The organism is Rahnella ecdela, assembly GCF_019049625.1.
Taxonomy (GTDB): Bacteria; Pseudomonadota; Gammaproteobacteria; order Enterobacterales; family Enterobacteriaceae; genus Rahnella; species Rahnella ecdela.
In genome coordinates this window covers 84,094-100,824 of sequence record NZ_JAFMOY010000127.1, presented here as the reverse complement: position 1 = coordinate 100,824, position 16,731 = coordinate 84,094, and the positions used below count along the sequence as shown (strand labels likewise).

At 53.4% G+C, this 16,731-nt stretch carries 18 protein-coding genes; 13 read left to right on the top strand and 5 right to left on the bottom strand.

Annotation, left to right across the window (positions count from 1 at the left end; translation table 11 throughout):
* The first annotated feature begins 13 nt into the window (after window positions 1–13).
* The 8 genes from J1784_RS14140 to J1784_RS14105 all read left to right on the top strand — a co-directional run bounded on the left by J1784_RS14140 (window position 14) and on the right by J1784_RS14105 (window position 8,741).
* Complete coding sequence (locus J1784_RS14140) at window positions 14–568, top strand: formate hydrogenlyase complex iron-sulfur subunit (protein ID WP_217149759.1); 555 nt, start codon at window positions 14–16, stop codon at window positions 566–568.
* Window positions 568–1,365, top strand: a complete 798-nt coding sequence (locus tag J1784_RS14135; protein ID WP_217149758.1) for an NADH-quinone oxidoreductase subunit B family protein — start codon at window positions 568–570, stop codon at window positions 1,363–1,365. The genes J1784_RS14140 and J1784_RS14135 overlap by 1 nt, the downstream gene beginning before the upstream one ends.
* Complete coding sequence (locus tag J1784_RS14130; protein WP_217149757.1) at window positions 1,365–1,844, top strand: formate hydrogenlyase maturation HycH family protein; 480 nt, start codon at window positions 1,365–1,367, stop codon at window positions 1,842–1,844. Before J1784_RS14135 ends, J1784_RS14130 begins: the two co-directional genes overlap by 1 nt.
* The gene (hycI, locus tag J1784_RS14125) at window positions 1,837–2,328 is read left to right on the top strand and encodes a hydrogenase maturation peptidase HycI (RefSeq protein WP_217149756.1); all 492 of its coding nucleotides are present in this window, start codon (window positions 1,837–1,839) and stop codon (window positions 2,326–2,328) included. Before J1784_RS14130 ends, hycI begins: the two co-directional genes overlap by 8 nt.
* Window positions 2,329–2,494: 166 nt before the next feature.
* Window positions 2,495–3,040, top strand: coding sequence for an electron transport protein HydN (gene hydN, locus J1784_RS14120; protein WP_217149755.1), 546 nt, complete (start codon window positions 2,495–2,497; stop codon window positions 3,038–3,040).
* Window positions 3,041–3,063: 23 nt separating this feature from the next.
* Window positions 3,064–5,235, top strand: a complete 2,172-nt coding sequence (gene fdhF, locus J1784_RS14115; protein ID WP_217149754.1) for a formate dehydrogenase subunit alpha — start codon at window positions 3,064–3,066, stop codon at window positions 5,233–5,235.
* 163 nt (window positions 5,236–5,398) lie between these two features.
* Window positions 5,399–7,723, top strand: a complete 2,325-nt coding sequence (gene hypF / locus J1784_RS14110) for a carbamoyltransferase HypF (RefSeq protein WP_217149753.1) — start codon at window positions 5,399–5,401, stop codon at window positions 7,721–7,723.
* Entirely contained in the window at window positions 7,716–8,741 is a 1,026-nt protein-coding gene (locus J1784_RS14105) for a HoxN/HupN/NixA family nickel/cobalt transporter (protein ID WP_217149752.1), read from the top strand. The genes hypF and J1784_RS14105 overlap by 8 nt, the downstream gene beginning before the upstream one ends.
* Before the next feature lie 10 nt (window positions 8,742–8,751).
* On the opposite strand, the gene csgC is transcribed toward J1784_RS14105, so the two are convergent.
* The 3 genes from csgC to J1784_RS14090 form a co-directional block, all read right to left on the bottom strand.
* A complete protein-coding gene (csgC, locus tag J1784_RS14100; RefSeq protein WP_217149751.1) occupies window positions 8,752–9,081 on the bottom strand; it encodes a curli assembly chaperone CsgC in 330 nt (109 codons plus the stop codon).
* A 90-nt stretch (window positions 9,082–9,171) separates the two neighbouring features.
* Window positions 9,172–9,645, bottom strand: coding sequence for a curli major subunit CsgA (gene csgA / locus J1784_RS14095; RefSeq protein WP_120507225.1), 474 nt, complete (start codon window positions 9,643–9,645; stop codon window positions 9,172–9,174).
* Window positions 9,646–9,825: 180 nt separating this feature from the next.
* Entirely contained in the window at window positions 9,826–10,314 is a 489-nt protein-coding gene (locus J1784_RS14090) for a curlin (RefSeq protein WP_120507446.1), read from the bottom strand.
* An 873-nt stretch (window positions 10,315–11,187) separates the two neighbouring features.
* On the opposite strand from J1784_RS14090, the gene csgD reads away from it, so the two are divergent.
* The 4 genes from csgD to csgG are packed head-to-tail and all read left to right on the top strand — an operon-like array spanning window position 11,188 to window position 13,557.
* Window positions 11,188–11,838, top strand: a complete 651-nt coding sequence (gene csgD, locus J1784_RS14085; RefSeq protein ID WP_217149750.1) for a biofilm master transcriptional regulator CsgD — start codon at window positions 11,188–11,190, stop codon at window positions 11,836–11,838.
* Window positions 11,819–12,238 carry a curli production assembly/transport protein CsgE gene (csgE, locus tag J1784_RS14080; protein WP_420803972.1) on the top strand — a complete coding sequence of 140 codons (420 nt, stop codon included), beginning with the start codon at window positions 11,819–11,821 and terminating at the stop codon, window positions 12,236–12,238. The genes csgD and csgE overlap by 20 nt, the downstream gene beginning before the upstream one ends.
* 60 nt (window positions 12,239–12,298) lie before the next feature.
* On the top strand, window positions 12,299–12,691 hold the full coding sequence (gene csgF, locus J1784_RS14075; protein WP_112290770.1) for a curli production assembly/transport protein CsgF: 393 nt from the start codon (window positions 12,299–12,301) through the stop codon (window positions 12,689–12,691).
* A 32-nt stretch (window positions 12,692–12,723) separates the two neighbouring features.
* A complete protein-coding gene (csgG, locus tag J1784_RS14070; protein WP_120507227.1) occupies window positions 12,724–13,557 on the top strand; it encodes a curli production assembly/transport protein CsgG in 834 nt (277 codons plus the stop codon).
* A 75-nt stretch (window positions 13,558–13,632) separates the two neighbouring features.
* Here csgG and J1784_RS14065 read toward each other — a convergent pair whose 3' ends face one another.
* The gene (locus J1784_RS14065; protein WP_217149749.1) at window positions 13,633–14,091 is read right to left on the bottom strand and encodes a nuclear transport factor 2 family protein; all 459 of its coding nucleotides are present in this window, start codon (window positions 14,089–14,091) and stop codon (window positions 13,633–13,635) included.
* A gap of 187 nt (window positions 14,092–14,278) precedes the next feature.
* Between J1784_RS14065 and J1784_RS14060 the strand changes: the two genes are divergently transcribed.
* Window positions 14,279–16,084 carry a DUF4153 domain-containing protein gene (locus tag J1784_RS14060; protein ID WP_217149748.1) on the top strand — a complete coding sequence of 602 codons (1,806 nt, stop codon included), beginning with the start codon at window positions 14,279–14,281 and terminating at the stop codon, window positions 16,082–16,084.
* Between the two features lie 45 nt (window positions 16,085–16,129).
* On the opposite strand, the gene J1784_RS14055 is transcribed toward J1784_RS14060, so the two are convergent.
* Window positions 16,130–16,648 carry a cytochrome b gene (locus J1784_RS14055; RefSeq protein ID WP_217149747.1) on the bottom strand — a complete coding sequence of 173 codons (519 nt, stop codon included), beginning with the start codon at window positions 16,646–16,648 and terminating at the stop codon, window positions 16,130–16,132.
* Between the last annotated feature and the right edge of the window lie 83 nt (window positions 16,649–16,731).

Sequence of the window (16,731 nt, the reverse complement as noted above, 5' to 3'; positions counted from 1 at the left end):
AGCCGCCCAAATCATGCTGAAACTGATTAAAAAAGTGCTCAAAACCGGCACGGCAACGGTGGGATATCCGTTCCAGCCGCTGGATTTAGCGCCCAACTTTCGCGGCAAACCGCACTATACCGCGCAACAGTGCATCGCCTGCGGAGCCTGCGCCAATGCCTGTCCTTCCAACGCGCTGACCATGACGACGGCAGAAGACGGTGAAACCATCCGCTGGCAGCTGTTTTTAGGTCGCTGCATTTTCTGCGCCCGCTGCGAGGAAGTCTGCCCGACGGCGGCGATCAAATTGTCGCAGGAGTTCGAACTGGCGGTCTGGCGTAAAGAAGACCTGTATGAAACTGCGGATTTCCCTGTCTGCCATTGCCGGGAATGCAACAAGCCCTACGCCGTGCAAAAGGAAATCGACTTTGCGCTCAGCCTGTTACAGGAAAGCGCCGCGCTGAGCGACCGCCAAATAAGCGATCGCCGCGTGCAATATGAAACCTGTCCGACATGCAAAAAAATGCACGGTCTCTCTTCCAGCGACCGCATTGATATTGGCCGCCATATGACTACGGAGGCCCGCTGATGAGCCATAACCCGATTGCGCCGCGTAACGAAAATGGCCTGCCGGTGCCCGTTACGCTGGATGAAAGTATCGCCAAACTGAAATCGACTTTACTCAACAGCATCCGCCGTTCTGCCTACGTTTACCGCGTGGACTGCGGCGGCTGTAACGGCTGTGAGATTGAGATTTTCGCCGCAATCTCACCATTGTTTGACGCAGAACGCTTTGGCATCAAAGTCGTTCCGTCGCCGCGCCACGCGGACATTTTGCTGTTCACCGGTGCAGTCACCCGCGCCATGCGTATGCCCGCCCTGCGCGCCTGGGATTCGGCACCGGATCCGAAAATTTGTATTTCCTACGGCGCGTGCGGTAACAGCGGCGGCATTTTCCACGACCTTTATTGCGTCTGGGGCGGCACCGACAAAATCGTGCCGGTGGACGTGTATATCCCCGGCTGCCCGCCGACGCCGGCAGCGACTATTTATGGTTTCGCTATGGCGCTGGGGTTGCTGGATCAGAAAATCAAAGGCCAGCAACACGACGAAGCGGCCGCAGAACCGGCTGCTTTATTACATCAGGAACTGCCGCAGCCACTGCGCGTACTGCTGGATCGCGAAGCGCGCCGCATGGCCGGTTACCGCTATGGCCGCCAGATAGCCGATCAGTTTATGGAAATCGTCGCAGCACCCGGTTTACAGCCGGTGGAACAGCGCGTTTCGGCTTATCTGGCTGAACAAGGCGACCTGCGCCTGAGCGAAATCGTCGGAAACCTGCAACACATTTATCAGCAGGTACTGCGCGGCGAGGTGCGACTGTGATGGCTTCCGTTAACGATCAGCGCTACGCGCGCCATCAGCCTTTTGCCGGTCATCAGCCTGATAAAAATAAAGTCATTTTCTATTCGCTGAGCAGCAAGTTTGTCGATGAAAAAAGCGCACAACAGCGCAGTCCGCAGAAAGCGCAGGAAGTGATTTATTACAGCCTGGCGATCGGCCATCACCTCGGGGTGATCGACTGTTTGCAATCACGCCTCGAATGCCCGCTCGACGGCTATCTGCAATGGATCAACTGCCTGCCCGAAAACAGCGAAGCACGCCGCAAACTGGCCGGTGTTCAGCGATTTGGAGAGATCACTATCGACAGCAGCCACACGCATTTGCTGGCACTGACGCTTCGCGACTCAAGCCCGCAGATGACGGCACAACAACAAGGCTGGAGCGAACAGCTCATCGCCCTGCTTGCGCAAATTGAACACGACCCCGCCATGTACCTGATGGTCAGGAGATACGATGCCTGATTACCCTGAGAATCTCCCCCGCTACGCACTGCTGTGCGTAGGCAACAGCATGATGGGCGACGACGGCGCCGGACCCCGGCTGGCAGAACTGTGTGCGGAAAAACCGCTTTCCGGCTGGACGGTAGTCGACGGCGGTGCCGCGCCTGAAAACGACATCGGCTTTTTGCGCGAACTGCACCCAAAGCATCTGGTGATTGCCGACGCTACCGATATGGGGCTGGCACCCGGTGAAATGCGCATTATCGCCGAAGAAGATATCGCCGACATGTTCATGATGACCACCCACAATCTGCCGCTGACCTTTCTCATGCAGCAACTTCATGACGATATCCCGCAGATCACCTTTGTCGGCATTCAGCCCGACGTCGTCGCTTTCTATTACCCGATGACGGACGCCGTAGAACAGGCGGTCAGCCGCCTTCATCAGCTGTTACCGCGACTGGAAACCGGGCTCGGGATCGCCCCGTTCAGTGCTTCGACATAACTGTCGATACAGTGACGAGGCAAACATGACGTCAGTGAAAAATTTCGTCATCCGCTCACCAGATAAAACTAACCATCTGAATTTAATACTAAAAAATTAAAAACAGAAACTGGCACGTTTTATGTATGGCCAGTAGCTGAAACCAATGACTTAGGGATGAAAAAACATGAACCGGTTCATCATCGCCGACCCCAAAAAATGCATCGGCTGTCGTACCTGTGAAATTGCCTGCGTGATGGCGCACAGCGATTCACAGGACATCTCGCTGCTCAATGCCGCGACCTTCGCGCCACGTTTACATGTGATTAAAGGCGTCAATCTCAGCACCCCCGTGATGTGCCGCCAGTGCGAAGACGCACCGTGCGCCAACGTCTGCCCGAACGGCGCGATTGCGCGCACCGGCGACCATGTTCAGGTAATGCAGGAACGCTGTATCGGCTGCAAAACCTGCGTCGTGGCCTGTCCGTATGGCGCGATGGAAGTGATCACCAGACCGGTTTTCCGTCAGAACGGCGCGGCAATGGTCGCGACCTCCGATAAAGCCGAAGCGCATAAATGCGACCTGTGCCATCTGCGCAGCGAAGGCCCGGCCTGCATGGAAATCTGCCCGACCAAAGCGCTCTACGCCATCGACCGAAACCAGTTACAGGAAATGAACGCAGAAAAACGCCGCCGCGCTGCGCTCGACAGCACTTCACCCCTGCTGTTTTAACCCCGGATAGAGGAAGTCATTCAATGAAAAAAGTCACTACTGTCTGCCCGTATTGCGGCGCCGGATGCAAACTGAATCTGGTGGTGGATAACGGAAAAATCATTCGCGCAGAAGCCGCGAACGGCGTAACCAACCAGGGAGAACTGTGCCTGAAAGGCTATTACGGCTGGGATTTTCTCAATGACACTAAACTGCTGACGCCGCGTCTGACGCAGCCGATGATCCGTCGTCAGAAAGGCGGAAAATTTGAAGCTGTGAGCTGGGATGAAGCCATCCGCTACACCTCGCAGCGTCTGAGCGAAATCAAACAAAAACATGGCCCGCGCGCCATTATGACCACCGGTTCTTCCCGCGGTACTGGTAACGAAACCAACTACGTGATGCAGAAATTCGCCCGTGCGGTCATTGGCACCAACAACGTCGACTGCTGTGCCCGCGTGTGTCATGGCCCGTCCGTCGCCGGTTTACAGGCGACGCTCGGCAACGGCGCGATGAGTAACTCCATCGGCGATATCGAAAACTCAAAATGCCTGCTGGTGATCGGCTATAACTGCGCCGATTCTCATCCGATCGTCGCCCGCCGCGTCATTAAAGCCAAAGAAAAAGGCGCGCAGATTATTGTCTGCGATCCGCGTCGTATCGAAACTGCGCGCATTGCCGATCAGCATCTGCAAATCAAAAACGGTTGCAATATGGCGCTGGTGAACGCTTTCGCCCATGTGCTGATCGAAGAAAATTTGTATGACCACGACTACGTTGCCAAATACACCGAAGGCTTCGAGGAATACCGTAAAAACGTCGCGGATTACTCGCCGGAAGCCGTTGAGGAACAAACCGGCGTTTCAGCACAACAAATCCGTCAGGCAATGCGCACATATGCCGCCGCGCCTTCTGCCACCATCATGTGGGGCATGGGCGTCACGCAGTTTGGTCAGGCCGTGGACGTGGTTAAAGGGCTGGCAGGACTGGCGTTGCTGACCGGTAATCTGGGACGCGCCAACGTCGGCGTCGGTCCGGTGCGTGGTCAGAATAATGTGCAGGGCGCGTGCGACATGGGCGTATTGCCCAATGAATTCCCCGGCTATCAGTCGGTCACAGACCCGAAAATCCGTGCAAAATTCGCTGATGCCTGGGGTATAGACGTCAACCAAATGGACGCCGAAGTCGGTCTGCGCATCACTGAAATCCCGCATCTGGCCATTGAAGGCAAGGTCAAAGCCTACTACATCATGGGCGAGGATCCGTTGCAGACCGAAGCCGATTTAGGGCTGGTACGTAAAGGGTTTGAGGCGCTGGAATTTGTGGTGGTGCAGGACATCTTCATGACCAAAACAGCGGAACAGGCGGATGTCATTTTACCGGCCACCTCCTGGGGTGAGCACGGCGGCGTTTTCTCCTGTGCGGATCGCGGTTTCCAACGTTTCGAGAAAGCCATTGAGCCGAAATACAACGTCAAACGCGACTGGGACATCATCAGCCTGCTGGCGACCGCGATGGGTTATCCGATGCATTATCAGGATAACCAGGAAATTTGGGACGAAATGCGCAGCCTGTGTCCGCTGTTCTACGGCGCGACCTACGAAAAAATGGGCGAACTGGGACACGTTCAGTGGCCTTGTACCACGCTGGAAAGTCCGGGGACCCAGTACCTTTACGCCGATAATCACTTCGATACGCCGACCGGCAAAGGCCAGCTGTTTGCCGCGCCGTGGCGTGCACCTGCCGAAGTGCCGGACGGCGATTATCCGCTGGTACTGTGTACCGTGCGTGAAGTCGGCCACTACTCCTGCCGCTCAATGACCGGTAACTGTGCCGCACTGCAAACGCTGGCCGATGAACCGGGCTTCGTGCAGATGAACCCGGTAGACGCAGAGGCACTGGGGATCCGCGACCAGCAACTGGTCTGGGTGGCATCACGCCGCGGTAAAGTCATTTCACGCGCCAACTACAACGAGCGTATCAACGCCGGTGCGGTTTACATGACCTACCAGTGGTGGATTGGTGCCTGTAATGAACTGACGCAGGACAATCTGGATCCGATATCCAAAACACCTGAAACCAAATACTGCGCCGTGAAAGTCGAACAAATCGCCGATCAGCGCTGGGCAGAAAACTACGCCCAGCAAACCTACAGCGACATGAAAGCGCGCCTGCGCAGCGCCGTTGAAGATGCGATCCCGGTGGTTGAGGTTTAGGTTTGGTTTTTGGGTAAAAATCACCATTGATACCCAAAATAATTCGAGTCGCAGGAAGGCGGCAAACGAGTGAATCCCGATGAGCTGACACGGGTCAGTGATTCGGGTTCGCGAGTGCAGCCAACGCATCTGCGGTTCGAAGGATGAAGGGTATGAGGTATGTATGTCTGGCTTACTCATTCGCATCTCAGGCAAGGTCCAGGGCGTCGGCTTCAGGCCATTTATCTGGCAACTGGCTGACCGTCTCCGGCTTTGTGGCGAAGTCTGCAATGACAGTGCCGGTGTTGAAATCAGGCTGCTTGCGCCGGTTAACATCGAAACATTTATTGGCCAGTTACAACGCGACTGCCCGCCGCTGGCGCGTATCGACAGCATCAGTTTCGATCCTTTCGACTGGAAAACACCACCGAAAGATTTCACCATCACGCCAAGTCGTCAGAGCCAGATGGACACGCAGGTGGCACCCGATGCGGCGACCTGTCCGGAATGCTTGCAGGATATTCTCCGCCACGGCGACCGGCGTTTCGGTTATGCCTTTACTAACTGCACCCACTGCGGTCCGCGTTTTACGCTGATCCGCGCTATGCCTTACGATCGTCCTTCCACCAGCATGGCGCAATTCGCGCTGTGTCCGGCCTGCCAGCAGGAATATGACAATCCTGCCGACCGGCGTTTTCACGCCCAGCCGGTGGCCTGTCCGCACTGCGGCCCACAGGTCAGTGCGACATTTCAGGATGGCAAAATACTGGCGCAGGAGCAGGCCGCGCTGGAACACGCCGTTGCCGCATTGCGGGCGGGGAAAATCGTCGCCATCAAAGGGCTGGGCGGTTTTCATCTGGCCTGCGATGCCACACAGCAGGACGCGGTGATGCAGCTGCGTGAACGTAAACATCGTCCGACCAAACCGCTGGGGGTGATGCTGCCGGATATCAGCTGGCTGGCACGATGCAGCGACGACAGTCCGCAGTTTGCGCTGCGGGAACTGCTCGGATCCCCCGCAGCACCGATTGTGCTGACGACGAAAAGCGCAATATCGCCGCTATGCGCAGCCGTTGCGCCTGAGCTTGATGAAACCGGCCTGATGTTGCCGTTCACGCCATTGCATCATTTGCTGATGCAGGCGTGTCAGACCCCGCTGGTGATGACGTCCGGTAATGCCGCCGGTCGTGCTCCGGCGCTGACAAACATGGAGGCGCTTGAGCAACTGAGCGGAATTGCCGATCTGTGGTTATTGCACAACCGCAACATTGTTCAGCGAGCCGATGATTCGCTGGTGCGGCTGACCGCGCAGGGAACGGAGGTGCTGCGGCGTGCGCGCGGTTATGTGCCCGATGCGCTGCCGCTGCCGCCGGGCTTTAACCTTCAGCCACCGCTACTGGCGCTGGGCGGCGACCTTAAAAATACTTTTTGTCTGGTACGCGGTCATCAGGCCATTCTGAGTACGCATTTCGGTTCGCTGACGCACAGTGATATTGCAGAGCAACAGCAGCAGGCAATTGAACATTTCCGGCGACTTTATGACTGTACGCCGGTGGCTGTCGCGCGCGATGCCCATCCGGGTTATGTCAGCCACCATCAGGCAGAAAACCACGCAATACGCATAGTAGATGTCTTTCATCATCACGCCCATATCGCCGCCTGTCTGGCCGAACACCACTGGCCAGTGGATGGCGGAAAGGTAATTGGTCTGGCGCTGGACGGCCTCGGTTATGGCGAAAAAGACAGTCTGTGGGGCGGCGAATGTTTGCTGGCGGGTTATCTGCACTGCGAACATTTGGGTGGATTACCGGCCGTCGCCCTGCCCGGTGGCGATCGCGCTGCACGTGAACCGTGGCGTAATTTACTGGCGCAATGGCAATCGTTCGTGCCGGACTGGCAGACGCACCCGCAAGCACAATCAGTGCTTTCACAACCGTGGCAGCCGCTGTCAAAAGCCATCGCTGCCGGCATCAATTCACCATTGGCATCTTCCTGCGGGCGTTTATTTGATGCCGTCGCCGCCGCGCTGGGCTGTGTGCCCCGAGAGCTCAGCTGGGAAGGCGAAGCCGCGAGCCGGTTAGAAGCGCTGGCACATCATGCGCACGGGATTTCACATCCGGTCACAATGCCGCTGCGGCATACCGAAAACGGAACATTTCTGGATATGACGACGTTCTGGCAGCAGTGGCTCGACTGGCAGGCACCGCACGCCGCACGGGCTTTCGCTTTTCATGACGCCCTCGCTCAGGGCTTTGCCGCCCTCGCCCGTTATCATGCGGCCAGAACCGGCATCCGCACCGTCGCCATCGGCGGCGGTGTGCTGCATAACCGCCTGCTGCGTCAGCTTTTACATCACTATTTAGCGCACCTGAATGTGCTGATGCCGCAAAACATTCCCGCCGGTGATGGCGGCCTGGCGCTCGGTCAGGCACTCATTGCCTGCGCCCGTCTGCAACATGCTTCTGCTCAGAATTCTTCTGGTTATAAAAATAAGGATCTCCATGATTAACCGTCAATTTTTCTCTTCGAACCGCCGCGCTTTCTGGCTGTTAGCCGGACTGGTGGCTGTGAATTTACTCGCCTGGGGATGGGCACTGGCGGTCTTTCGCCACAACGCAGCACTGGTCGCTGCGTCATTAATGGCTTACAGCTACGGATTGCGTCACGCGGTCGATGCCGATCATATTGCCGCCATTGATAACGTCACCCGAAAGCTGATGCAACAGGGTCAGCGCCCGGTCGCCGTCGGGGCATTTTTCTCGCTCGGACATTCCAGCATTGTGGTGCTGGCCTGCGTGGCGATTGCCGCCACGTCGCTGGTGTTTGGCACTAAAATCGGCTGGCTGCATGAGTACGGCAGCACTATTGGCACGCTGGTTTCCGCACTGTTTTTACTGCTGATGGCACTGCTGAATGCGCTGATCCTGCGCGACGTTTACCGTCGTTTTCAGAAAGTGAAACAGGGTAAAAACTTTACCGCCGAAGAAGAAATTTACGCGGTACAGGGCGGTATGATGAGCCGGATTTTCAGCTTCGCCTTTAATCTGGTGAATAAAAGCTGGCAGATGTATCTGGTGGGTTTTTTGTTCGGGCTGGGCTTTGATACCGCGACTGAAATCGGCCTGCTGGGGATTTCTGCCGCAGGCGCGTCGTCCGGGATGTCGGTGTGGAGCATTCTGGTTTTTCCGGCACTGTTTGCCAGCGGCATGGCGCTGGTCGATTCACTGGATAATTTTGTGATGGTCGGTGCTTACGGCTGGGCGTTTGATAAACCGGTGCGTAAGCTCTATTACAACATGACCATCACCGCCACCAGCGTGGTGATCGCGCTGTTTATCGGCGGGCTGGAAGCGCTCGGTCTGATGGCCGACAAACTGGATTTGCACGGCGGATTATGGACGATTGTCGAACGTCTTAATGACAATATGGGCAGTGTCGGATACGCCGCCGTGGCGATTTTTCTGGTGTTCTGGGGTATTTCTGCGCTCAATTACCGCCGCAAAGGCTACGACAATCTGGCGGTGTGATCCTCGGAAATCAGGCGTCATTCGGCAGGGTGATCTGTTTTTCCAGACGCAGCGTTCCGCCGTCCGTTACCGTGATCATAATCTGGGTTTTACTGCCCGGCTGAACAGAAAAACGCATACGACCGAGAGGTTGCGGCTGATTAGCAGAAAGGTTCACGTTGCTGCTCTGACGGCTGGTGCTGGAACCCGCCACGCCCTCCTGTGAAACGGAAACCGCCACCTGACAGGCGCAGGCCTTGGTGAGATTGACCATCGGGGTAATAACATAGGTCTGTGCGTCGTTGCTGGTGTCGAACCACAGCTGGTTGGACATTACGGCGGCAATCAGGAGCAAATGCATAGCGTTTATCCTCAGAGTCCGGTCGAAAAAAAACAGGGCTAGTGCCCTGTTCTGTGTTGCTCCTCCCCTTCTCAGGGGAGGGAGCGCTAATCAGTTTTGTGACGCGTAGGCCAGGTTAGCTGTACCGACCTGAGTAATGCTGGTCAGAGAGCCATTAGCACTTTGTGAAGCCTGAGCGTAGTTGCCTGAACCGTTCTGGGAGACAAGCACTTTGCTGCCGTTGGCGCTCTGCGCTACGTTAGCACCGTTGTAGTCACCCTTTTGCACTACGCTGATCAGGCTGCCATCACCGGTCTGATTGGTACCGGCGCTGTTTCTGTAGCCGTCCTGGTTAATCGCAGTCAGCGATTTTTGTGCGCCAGTCTGAGTGGCGTTCGCCAGGTTTGAAGTACCCTGTTGGTAAATCTGAATTTCAGAATTCCACTGAGTCGCAGTAAACGTCGGCACTGTTGACGGAGGTGTAGAAGGACCACCGCCGCCACCACCACCATGACTTGGACCGGTTGCAAATGCACTGCCACTGACGACTAAAGCGGAGACTGCCACAATTTTCCAAAGTTTCATGATGCTACCCCATTGGTTTAATATCGGATGTCATAAAAAACGTTTTACTTTTCATACTTCGAATTTCAGATGCGTTGGCTGCGCTCGCTCACACCCGTCGCTTAGTTATCTAAGCTCCCGGCGCTTCCCGAGTTGGCCACCTTCCTGCATCTCGAACTATTTTGAGTAAAATTTTGTGTTTTAATGCTGTGTCACTCTAATCGCCATTCCTGACGAGTTTTGTACGACACCGCTGCTCTGGTTCGTACCATTCTGGCGAATTTCCGTCACACTCCGGCCTTTTTGCAGAATGTAAGCCGTATTGCCAAAATTCTGTTGCGTAATGGATGCATCCCCGCCGCCGCTTTGCGATATATAGGCAAAGTTATCGCTGCCGCTTTGGGATATATCGGCGTTATTTCCATTACCTCGCTGATTTACCACCGCAGTATTGTCTGCGCCTGATTGTCGGATTACGCTGGAATTTCCATAACCCGTCTGATTATTCGCAGCCAGATTGCTATTACCGTTCTGGTAAATCGTTGATGAATTCCCCGATGAATTCCTCGCGCCAGCAAAAACCTGATCCGGATTACCAGAACTCATTTCTGAGTAAGCCATATCAAACTGCTGAGCGTGAACGACCCAGGATACTGAAAGTAACGCCAGGGTCAGCAAAGTCTTTTTCATTTCGTCACCCTGTATATCACCGGTGACTGTGTATTTGCTCACCGGGTTATTGCTGTTGACGAATTGATTATGGTGTTTGGCGAAAATAAGAAACTCACCCGCACGTCGTATTTTAATTTTGAACTTCATTAAAAAGTATGAGACGCCACTTCTCATGCGGATTGACCAGAATGGATCCGTAATACGTCAATGACGCTAATCGACCCCATGGCATTAATCCTAAAGTGCCAGGAAACATCAGCGTAAATAATCACACAAATGCAACTATTCCTAATATCCCGGCAGGCTTAAAAAGGCATTAAAAGAGATCGCCGCCACATTTCTAACCCTTAACATTGTGCCTTCCACGCCATTTCACCCGTCCGCAGGCCGCTTTGCGCATGGACAAACGGGCTTAAAAGCGGTCTCACCTAAGTGAAATCGATTATACAGGATGCAGTTATTTGAGTTATTAAAGAGGAATCATGCGCCCTGTTGCTGTATCGCATCGAATAGTCAGGTCAGGATTTATTTAAATTCGCTGTCATAACAAGGCCGAACGTTAAGATAGTGTAAAGTTATTACTTAAGTTTTTTTTAAGAAGCACATCTCATGCTTATGACAATACATTAAGAAAACTTTATACATTTTGCGTTACATTTTGAAACATAAATAAGCCTTGCGTAAGGTAAACCAAAAGCTAAATTGAGTCTGTACCGCACATATTGCGAGCAAAAATATTATGTGCCTAAGACCGCGTTTATTTGCTACTTTCAGAAATGCACAGCAAATATAAAGCTATAGATTTAGCATAATAAAATCTCAGTCTATTACCGGCCTGTTTATTAACAGGTGCGGCAGGCTGTGGCTATAAAATCAGGGCAGGGTTTCATTATGAGTAATGAAGCAGCAATCAATAATAATATTCTTTTATTAGTGACCAAACCATCATTACAAGCCAGTGCTTTATTGCAGCAATTAAAACAGCAACTTTGTGTCAGTACCCGGTTACACAGTATTCATAAAACACTGGAGGATCAGTATCTTCATCAGACGCTTATTCTGTTCGATATGATGGAAGCTGACCGGCGGACTATTGAGGTCTGGCAATCCGTCATTAACCGTTATCACGAGAGTGTGAAGTTATTATTATTAAATACACCCGATAATTACCATTTTCGGGAAATAGAAACCTGGCCGCGAATAAGTGCTGTCTTTTATCTTTCAACTGATGAAGAACATCTGGTGGAAGGGATCCGCAGCGTGATCCGCGGAGAATGCTATTTCTCTCAGGGCTTCGCCAGCTATCTGATCAATCAGTCCGGCGCTTTCAGGCACATGCATACGGAAGACACCGGCCTGACCCATCGCGAAAAAGAGATCCTCAATAAGTTGCGTGTGGGTGCGTCCAACACGGAAATCGCACAGCTTCTGTTTATCAGCGAAAACACCGTGAAAACGCATCTTTATAATTTATTCAGGAAAATCTCGGTAAAAAACCGTACTCAGGCGGCGTCCTGGGCGAATGACAATCTCAAGCGCTGACATCATGACTATTTGCATCAGAAGCTTCTGGCTCTGGCTGGCGCTGCTTTGCGCCACCTGCCTGCATGTGCAGGCTGCGGATATAAAAGACCCCGGGCTGATTACCGACCATACAGTGACGTCGGTGGGTCACGATTTTTATCGTGGCTTCACCGCCAAATGGGAACTGAACTACCCGGAAACCATCACGATTTCAGAAAGACCCAGCGCCCGCTGGGGCAGTTGGATCACCATAAAAATAGGTCAGGACACCCTTTATCAAACCCTGCTGTTTCCAAACCGTCGTAATTTTGGAAAGGACGTCGATACCGCGCTGGCCGGCGTGACCGAGGCGTTATCAAGACGTCAGCTGGACAAAGCATTACTTGGCACCGGGGATCTTGCCCATGACGAATTTTAATGCACAGCCTCTTCTAAGGAGAGCATCGTGAATATTCCAGTCTCTGCTTCGCGTTCAGTCATGCTGCTGGCATTACTGACGGCGTCCCCGGTTTCCTGGGGAGGCAACATGGTATTCCAGTTCATTAACCCGAATTTCGGCGGCAACCCGAATAATGGTGCGTTCCTGCTTAATGAAGCCCAGGCGCAGAATTCCTACAAAGATCCGGACTCGTACGATTTCGGCACCACCGGCACTTCGGCGCTGGATAACTTCACGGCGTCGATACAGTCGCAGTTACTGGGCAGCCTGATGGGCAATGTGAATCAGGGTAAACCGGGACGGCTGGTGACGCAGGACTTCATTGTGGATATCCAGAATACCGACGGCCAGCTGGTGATGAACGTCACTGACCGTAAAACTGGCAAGATTTCCACCATTCAGGTTCAGGGCCTGTCTGCCACGACCAACTGATTCCGACGACCAATAAAAACAGGAACACCATCATGCGCAGCTATTTATTACTCATCGCAGTTTTTGTGTTGAGCGGGTGTCTCACAGCGCCCCCGAAAGAAGCCGCCAGACCAACATTATTGCCGCGGGCACCGAGTTATACCGACCTGACCCACCTCCCGTCACCGAAGGGACGTGTTTTTGTCTCCGTTTATAATATTCAGGATGAAACCGGGCAGTTCAAACCGTATCCGGCGAGTAACTTCTCGACTGCGGTGCCGCAAAGCGCCACGGCGATGCTGGTCTCAGCGTTAAAAGACTCCAAATGGTTTATCCCGCTGGAACGCCAGGGACTGCAAAACCTGCTTAATGAACGCAAAATTATTCGGGCAGCTCAGGAAAATGGCAGCGTCGCTATCAATAACCAGCGACCACTCTCTTCTTTAGTGGCGGCGAATATTTTGATTGAAGGCTCGATTATCGGCTATGAAAGCAATGTGAAATCGGGCGGCATCGGAGCGCGTTACTTCGGTATCGGTGCCAGTACGCAGTACCAGTTGGACCAGATAGCCGTGAATCTGCGTGCTGTCGACGTCAATACCGGGGAAGTTCTGTCGTCTGTGAATACCAGCAAGACGATTTTGTCCTATGAAGTGCAGGCCGGGGTGTTCCGCTTTATCGACTATCAGCGTCTGCTGGAAGGCGAACTGGGCTATACCACCAATGAACCTGTGATGTTGTGCCTGATGTCGGCGATTGAATCCGGGGTTATTTATCTGGTCAATGACGGTATCGACCGTAATCTGTGGCAATTGCAGAATCCGTCGGAGGTGAATTCTCCGATACTGCAACGCTACAAAAACAGCGTTGTCCCTGCCGAATCCTGATGTTCGGTAGTGGGCGATAGATAGCCGTCGGTTGAGGCGGCTATCTTTCTTTTTTGAGATGATTAAAGAGCAGCTTCAGGTTTTATTTTCTTCACTTTTCACCGCCTGACGGTAATTGTTCACCCGCTTTTTGTCCTCAAGATTAAAGTCAGGATCGAGATAAATGCTCAGCCGTTTAATCAGCAAATCATCAAACGCAAATACCGTACAAAAATGATGGCTGCCGGCTTCCGAGGTTGGCCAGCGGTCACCGTTTTGCATCACGCCACGCATCTGCCCTTCCAGCACAATGGTGTCACCGTCGCTGAGAAACCGGAAAGCATCCTGAATATGTTGGATCTTGTCGATTTCCAGGGCAAAGCGTTTTCCCAGTTCTCCCAGGGATGACTTGCCCTGCGCAGTGCCAAATTTCGGAAAAAAAAGCACCACATCTTCAGCAAAGAGATCCAGCAAGGATGAATCAGCCTGATCCAGTTTGGCGTAGAAATTCTTAACGATTTCAATGCGTTTTTCTTTCAGTTCGTGTTCTGCCATTTTCACCTCGAAATACTCCATCCAATACTTAAGCCTAGTGACTGCAGCTGATTTTGCCAGTTATGTGGTAATGCTCACACAATGCCACTTCCCCGCTACGAAAGACTTTTCTGCGCCGAGATGCGGAAACCACTACACTGGCGGATGTTTTAGCATTACTTCCCCTTACACTTTCGGAGAGTCACGGATGTCTCAGTTCAATCGGGCTGGTCTTAGCATGCCCCTTCCGCCCGTTCCTTCCCGCTGGCTGATCATGTTTGTCTGCCTGTTGCAGGGACTTTTGCTGTATTACTTTTTCTCAGACACCCCGGCGGTAACGCAGTCGGGTTTCTCTCACAATATTTACGGCCAGACTATGGCATTCACATTACCGGTGATAATTTCGTTGTCGCTGGTGCAGCTGAATGATCGCAGGTTCTGGGGCGCAACGGCGTTTATGGCCTTGCTGCTGGCGGGACTGGCGGCGTGGGTAAAAAGTAACGTGACCGGCACACCGGCAGATTCGGTGATGGTGCCGTTTAATCTTTCGCTGGTGGCAATGGTATTTTTTGCGCTGCCCTGGTTACAGGTGCAGACGTTCACGGCGCAGAACCGCTACCGTTACGCTCATCTTTCGGCCTGCTACAGCCAGAATGTGCTGTGTGCCCTGCTCACTTTGCTGCTGATGCTGCTGACCGTCGGCGTGCTGGCGCTGTGTGCTGCGCTGTTCCGGGTGATTGGCATTGAATATTTCCACGAGCTGTTTTTCGATACGCCGCTGTTTATGCATCTGGTTTTCGGGCTGCTGCTGGGAATAAGCATCATTACCTGCCGCACCCAACCGGCACTGATGAACACCACCCGGAATATTATCCGTTTCATTCTCAAAGGCCTGCTGCCGCTGGTCGCTTTCGTGGCGCTGATTTTCCTGTTCGCCCTGCCCTTCACCGGTCTGACTGCATTGTCGCAAACCTGGTCTGCCGCCAGTCTGCTGACTATTATGGCGCTGAGCCTGCTGGCGCTGGTTAACGTGGTGCGTGAAACCGACAGCGGGGTGAAACCTTATCCGCAAGCTGTCCGCTGGCTGGTGAATGCGGCGATTTTGCTGCTGCCGGTGTATGCCGCGCTGGCGTTATACGCCACGGGCGTGCGGATTTCGCAATACGGCTGGACGCCGCAACGCCTGTGGGCCGTGCTGATTATTTTGGTCACGCTCACGGCCTCGATTTGTTACAGTTTTTCCGTCATAGATAAACGCCCGGACTGGCTATCGCGCCTTAACCAGTTCAATAAACCGTTGTCATTGTTAGTGGTGTTGCTGGTGATTGCGGTCAACAGCCCGCTGCTTGATCCTTACCGTATCAGCGTGAACAGTCAGATGGCGCGGCTCGACAGCGGTAAAACGCAGGCGAAGGATTTTGATCTCAAATTACTGCGTTTTGAGACCGGCCGTCGTGGTAACGAGGCGCTGGCAAAATTGCTGCAAGATCCAGCTTTTACCGCCGATCCGCGTCTGCTGGTCACGGTGAAAAATATGATGGCGCAGACCTCCCGCTGGGGCTCCTACAATGATAAAGAGGCCGATGCGCTGGCTAAAAATTATCGTATTGAGGATGCAAAGAAGATGATCACGCTGGCGAAAGGCGCGGTACAACCGGATGACGTCTGGTGGAAAGGTCTTCCGGCACTGGAAAAATACCGCAATACCCTGCGCGATTGTCTGAGCGTTCAGGGCGCGTGCATCGTTAATACGCTGGATCTTAACAGCGACAGACAAAAAGAGATCCTGCTCTGTAATACGCTGGATGCCCCTTCGATAAACTGCCGGATTTACGCTAAGCAGGCCGGACAATGGGCGCAAAGCGGCGAACTTTATCTGTATGAAGATAAGGATAAAGAGATGCTGATACAGGCGCTGCGCAACGGTGAAGTTAAACCTGCGCCGCGCAAATGGGCGGATATCCAGATTGAAGGGAAACGCCGCGTGGTGCATTACCAGCAGGATGAAAACTGATTTAACCGCCCGTCACCGGCAGGGCCTCTGCCGGTGAATTCCCCGTTAAGGCGTCATGCGTAATAAAGTGTCATCTTTTCGGAAGTAATGATGATAAATGGCCGCCAGCGCATGTAAGCCAATCAGGTAATAACCGCAGTTCGCCAGGAACTCATGCGCCTGTTTCACCGTGCTGCGCACGGAAGGATCCGGCGTCACGAACTGCGGCACCTGCCAGCCGAACAGAACCCAGTCACGCCCGCCGTATTCCAGCGTCAGCATGCCCAGCACCGGCAGCGAGAGAAACAGCAGGTACAACACGCCATGTACCGCGTGCGATGCCGCAATCTGCCAGCGTGGCAAAGGCGGCGTGATGACCGGCGTGACATAACGGGTGCGCAAAAATATACGCGCACACATCAGCAGCCAGACACAAATCCCGAAATTGAAATGCAGTAAACGCACCAGCGGCTGATTATCCTCAGGGAAATAGTCCCGGGTCAGCATTGCGGTATACGTCAGAATAATCATCAGTAACGTTGCCCAGTGCAGGCTTATCTGGGACAGCGAATAACGGTTTTTCATAAGGCGTTTCCTGACCGGATAAAGTAAGCAGTTAAACAGCGTTTGGGAATGAGTACAGAAAATGAGTATAGAAAGGAATTACG

What these genes read in the sequence shown, in the direction of transcription:
- J1784_RS14140 (WP_217149759.1), top strand. Translation starts at nt 14, where the DNA reads ATGCTGAAACTGATTAAAAAAGTGCTCAAAACCGGCACGGCAACGGTG.
- J1784_RS14135 (WP_217149758.1), top strand. Translation starts at nt 568, where the DNA reads ATGAGCCATAACCCGATTGCGCCGCGTAACGAAAATGGCCTGCCGGTG.
- J1784_RS14130 (WP_217149757.1), top strand. Translation starts at nt 1,365, where the DNA reads ATGGCTTCCGTTAACGATCAGCGCTACGCGCGCCATCAGCCTTTTGCC.
- hycI (WP_217149756.1), top strand. Translation starts at nt 1,837, where the DNA reads ATGCCTGATTACCCTGAGAATCTCCCCCGCTACGCACTGCTGTGCGTA.
- hydN (WP_217149755.1), top strand. Translation starts at nt 2,495, where the DNA reads ATGAACCGGTTCATCATCGCCGACCCCAAAAAATGCATCGGCTGTCGT.
- fdhF (WP_217149754.1), top strand. Translation starts at nt 3,064, where the DNA reads ATGAAAAAAGTCACTACTGTCTGCCCGTATTGCGGCGCCGGATGCAAA.
- hypF (WP_217149753.1), top strand. Translation starts at nt 5,399, where the DNA reads ATGTCTGGCTTACTCATTCGCATCTCAGGCAAGGTCCAGGGCGTCGGC.
- J1784_RS14105 (WP_217149752.1), top strand. Translation starts at nt 7,716, where the DNA reads ATGATTAACCGTCAATTTTTCTCTTCGAACCGCCGCGCTTTCTGGCTG.
- csgC (WP_217149751.1), bottom strand. Translation starts at nt 9,081, where the DNA reads ATGCATTTGCTCCTGATTGCCGCCGTAATGTCCAACCAGCTGTGGTTC.
- csgA (WP_120507225.1), bottom strand. Translation starts at nt 9,645, where the DNA reads ATGAAACTTTGGAAAATTGTGGCAGTCTCCGCTTTAGTCGTCAGTGGC.
- J1784_RS14090 (WP_120507446.1), bottom strand. Translation starts at nt 10,314, where the DNA reads ATGAAAAAGACTTTGCTGACCCTGGCGTTACTTTCAGTATCCTGGGTC.
- csgD (WP_217149750.1), top strand. Translation starts at nt 11,188, where the DNA reads ATGAGTAATGAAGCAGCAATCAATAATAATATTCTTTTATTAGTGACC.
- csgE (WP_420803972.1), top strand. Translation starts at nt 11,819, where the DNA reads ATGACAATCTCAAGCGCTGACATCATGACTATTTGCATCAGAAGCTTC.
- csgF (WP_112290770.1), top strand. Translation starts at nt 12,299, where the DNA reads ATGCTGCTGGCATTACTGACGGCGTCCCCGGTTTCCTGGGGAGGCAAC.
- csgG (WP_120507227.1), top strand. Translation starts at nt 12,724, where the DNA reads ATGCGCAGCTATTTATTACTCATCGCAGTTTTTGTGTTGAGCGGGTGT.
- J1784_RS14065 (WP_217149749.1), bottom strand. Translation starts at nt 14,091, where the DNA reads ATGGCAGAACACGAACTGAAAGAAAAACGCATTGAAATCGTTAAGAAT.
- J1784_RS14060 (WP_217149748.1), top strand. Translation starts at nt 14,279, where the DNA reads ATGTCTCAGTTCAATCGGGCTGGTCTTAGCATGCCCCTTCCGCCCGTT.
- J1784_RS14055 (WP_217149747.1), bottom strand. Translation starts at nt 16,648, where the DNA reads ATGAAAAACCGTTATTCGCTGTCCCAGATAAGCCTGCACTGGGCAACG.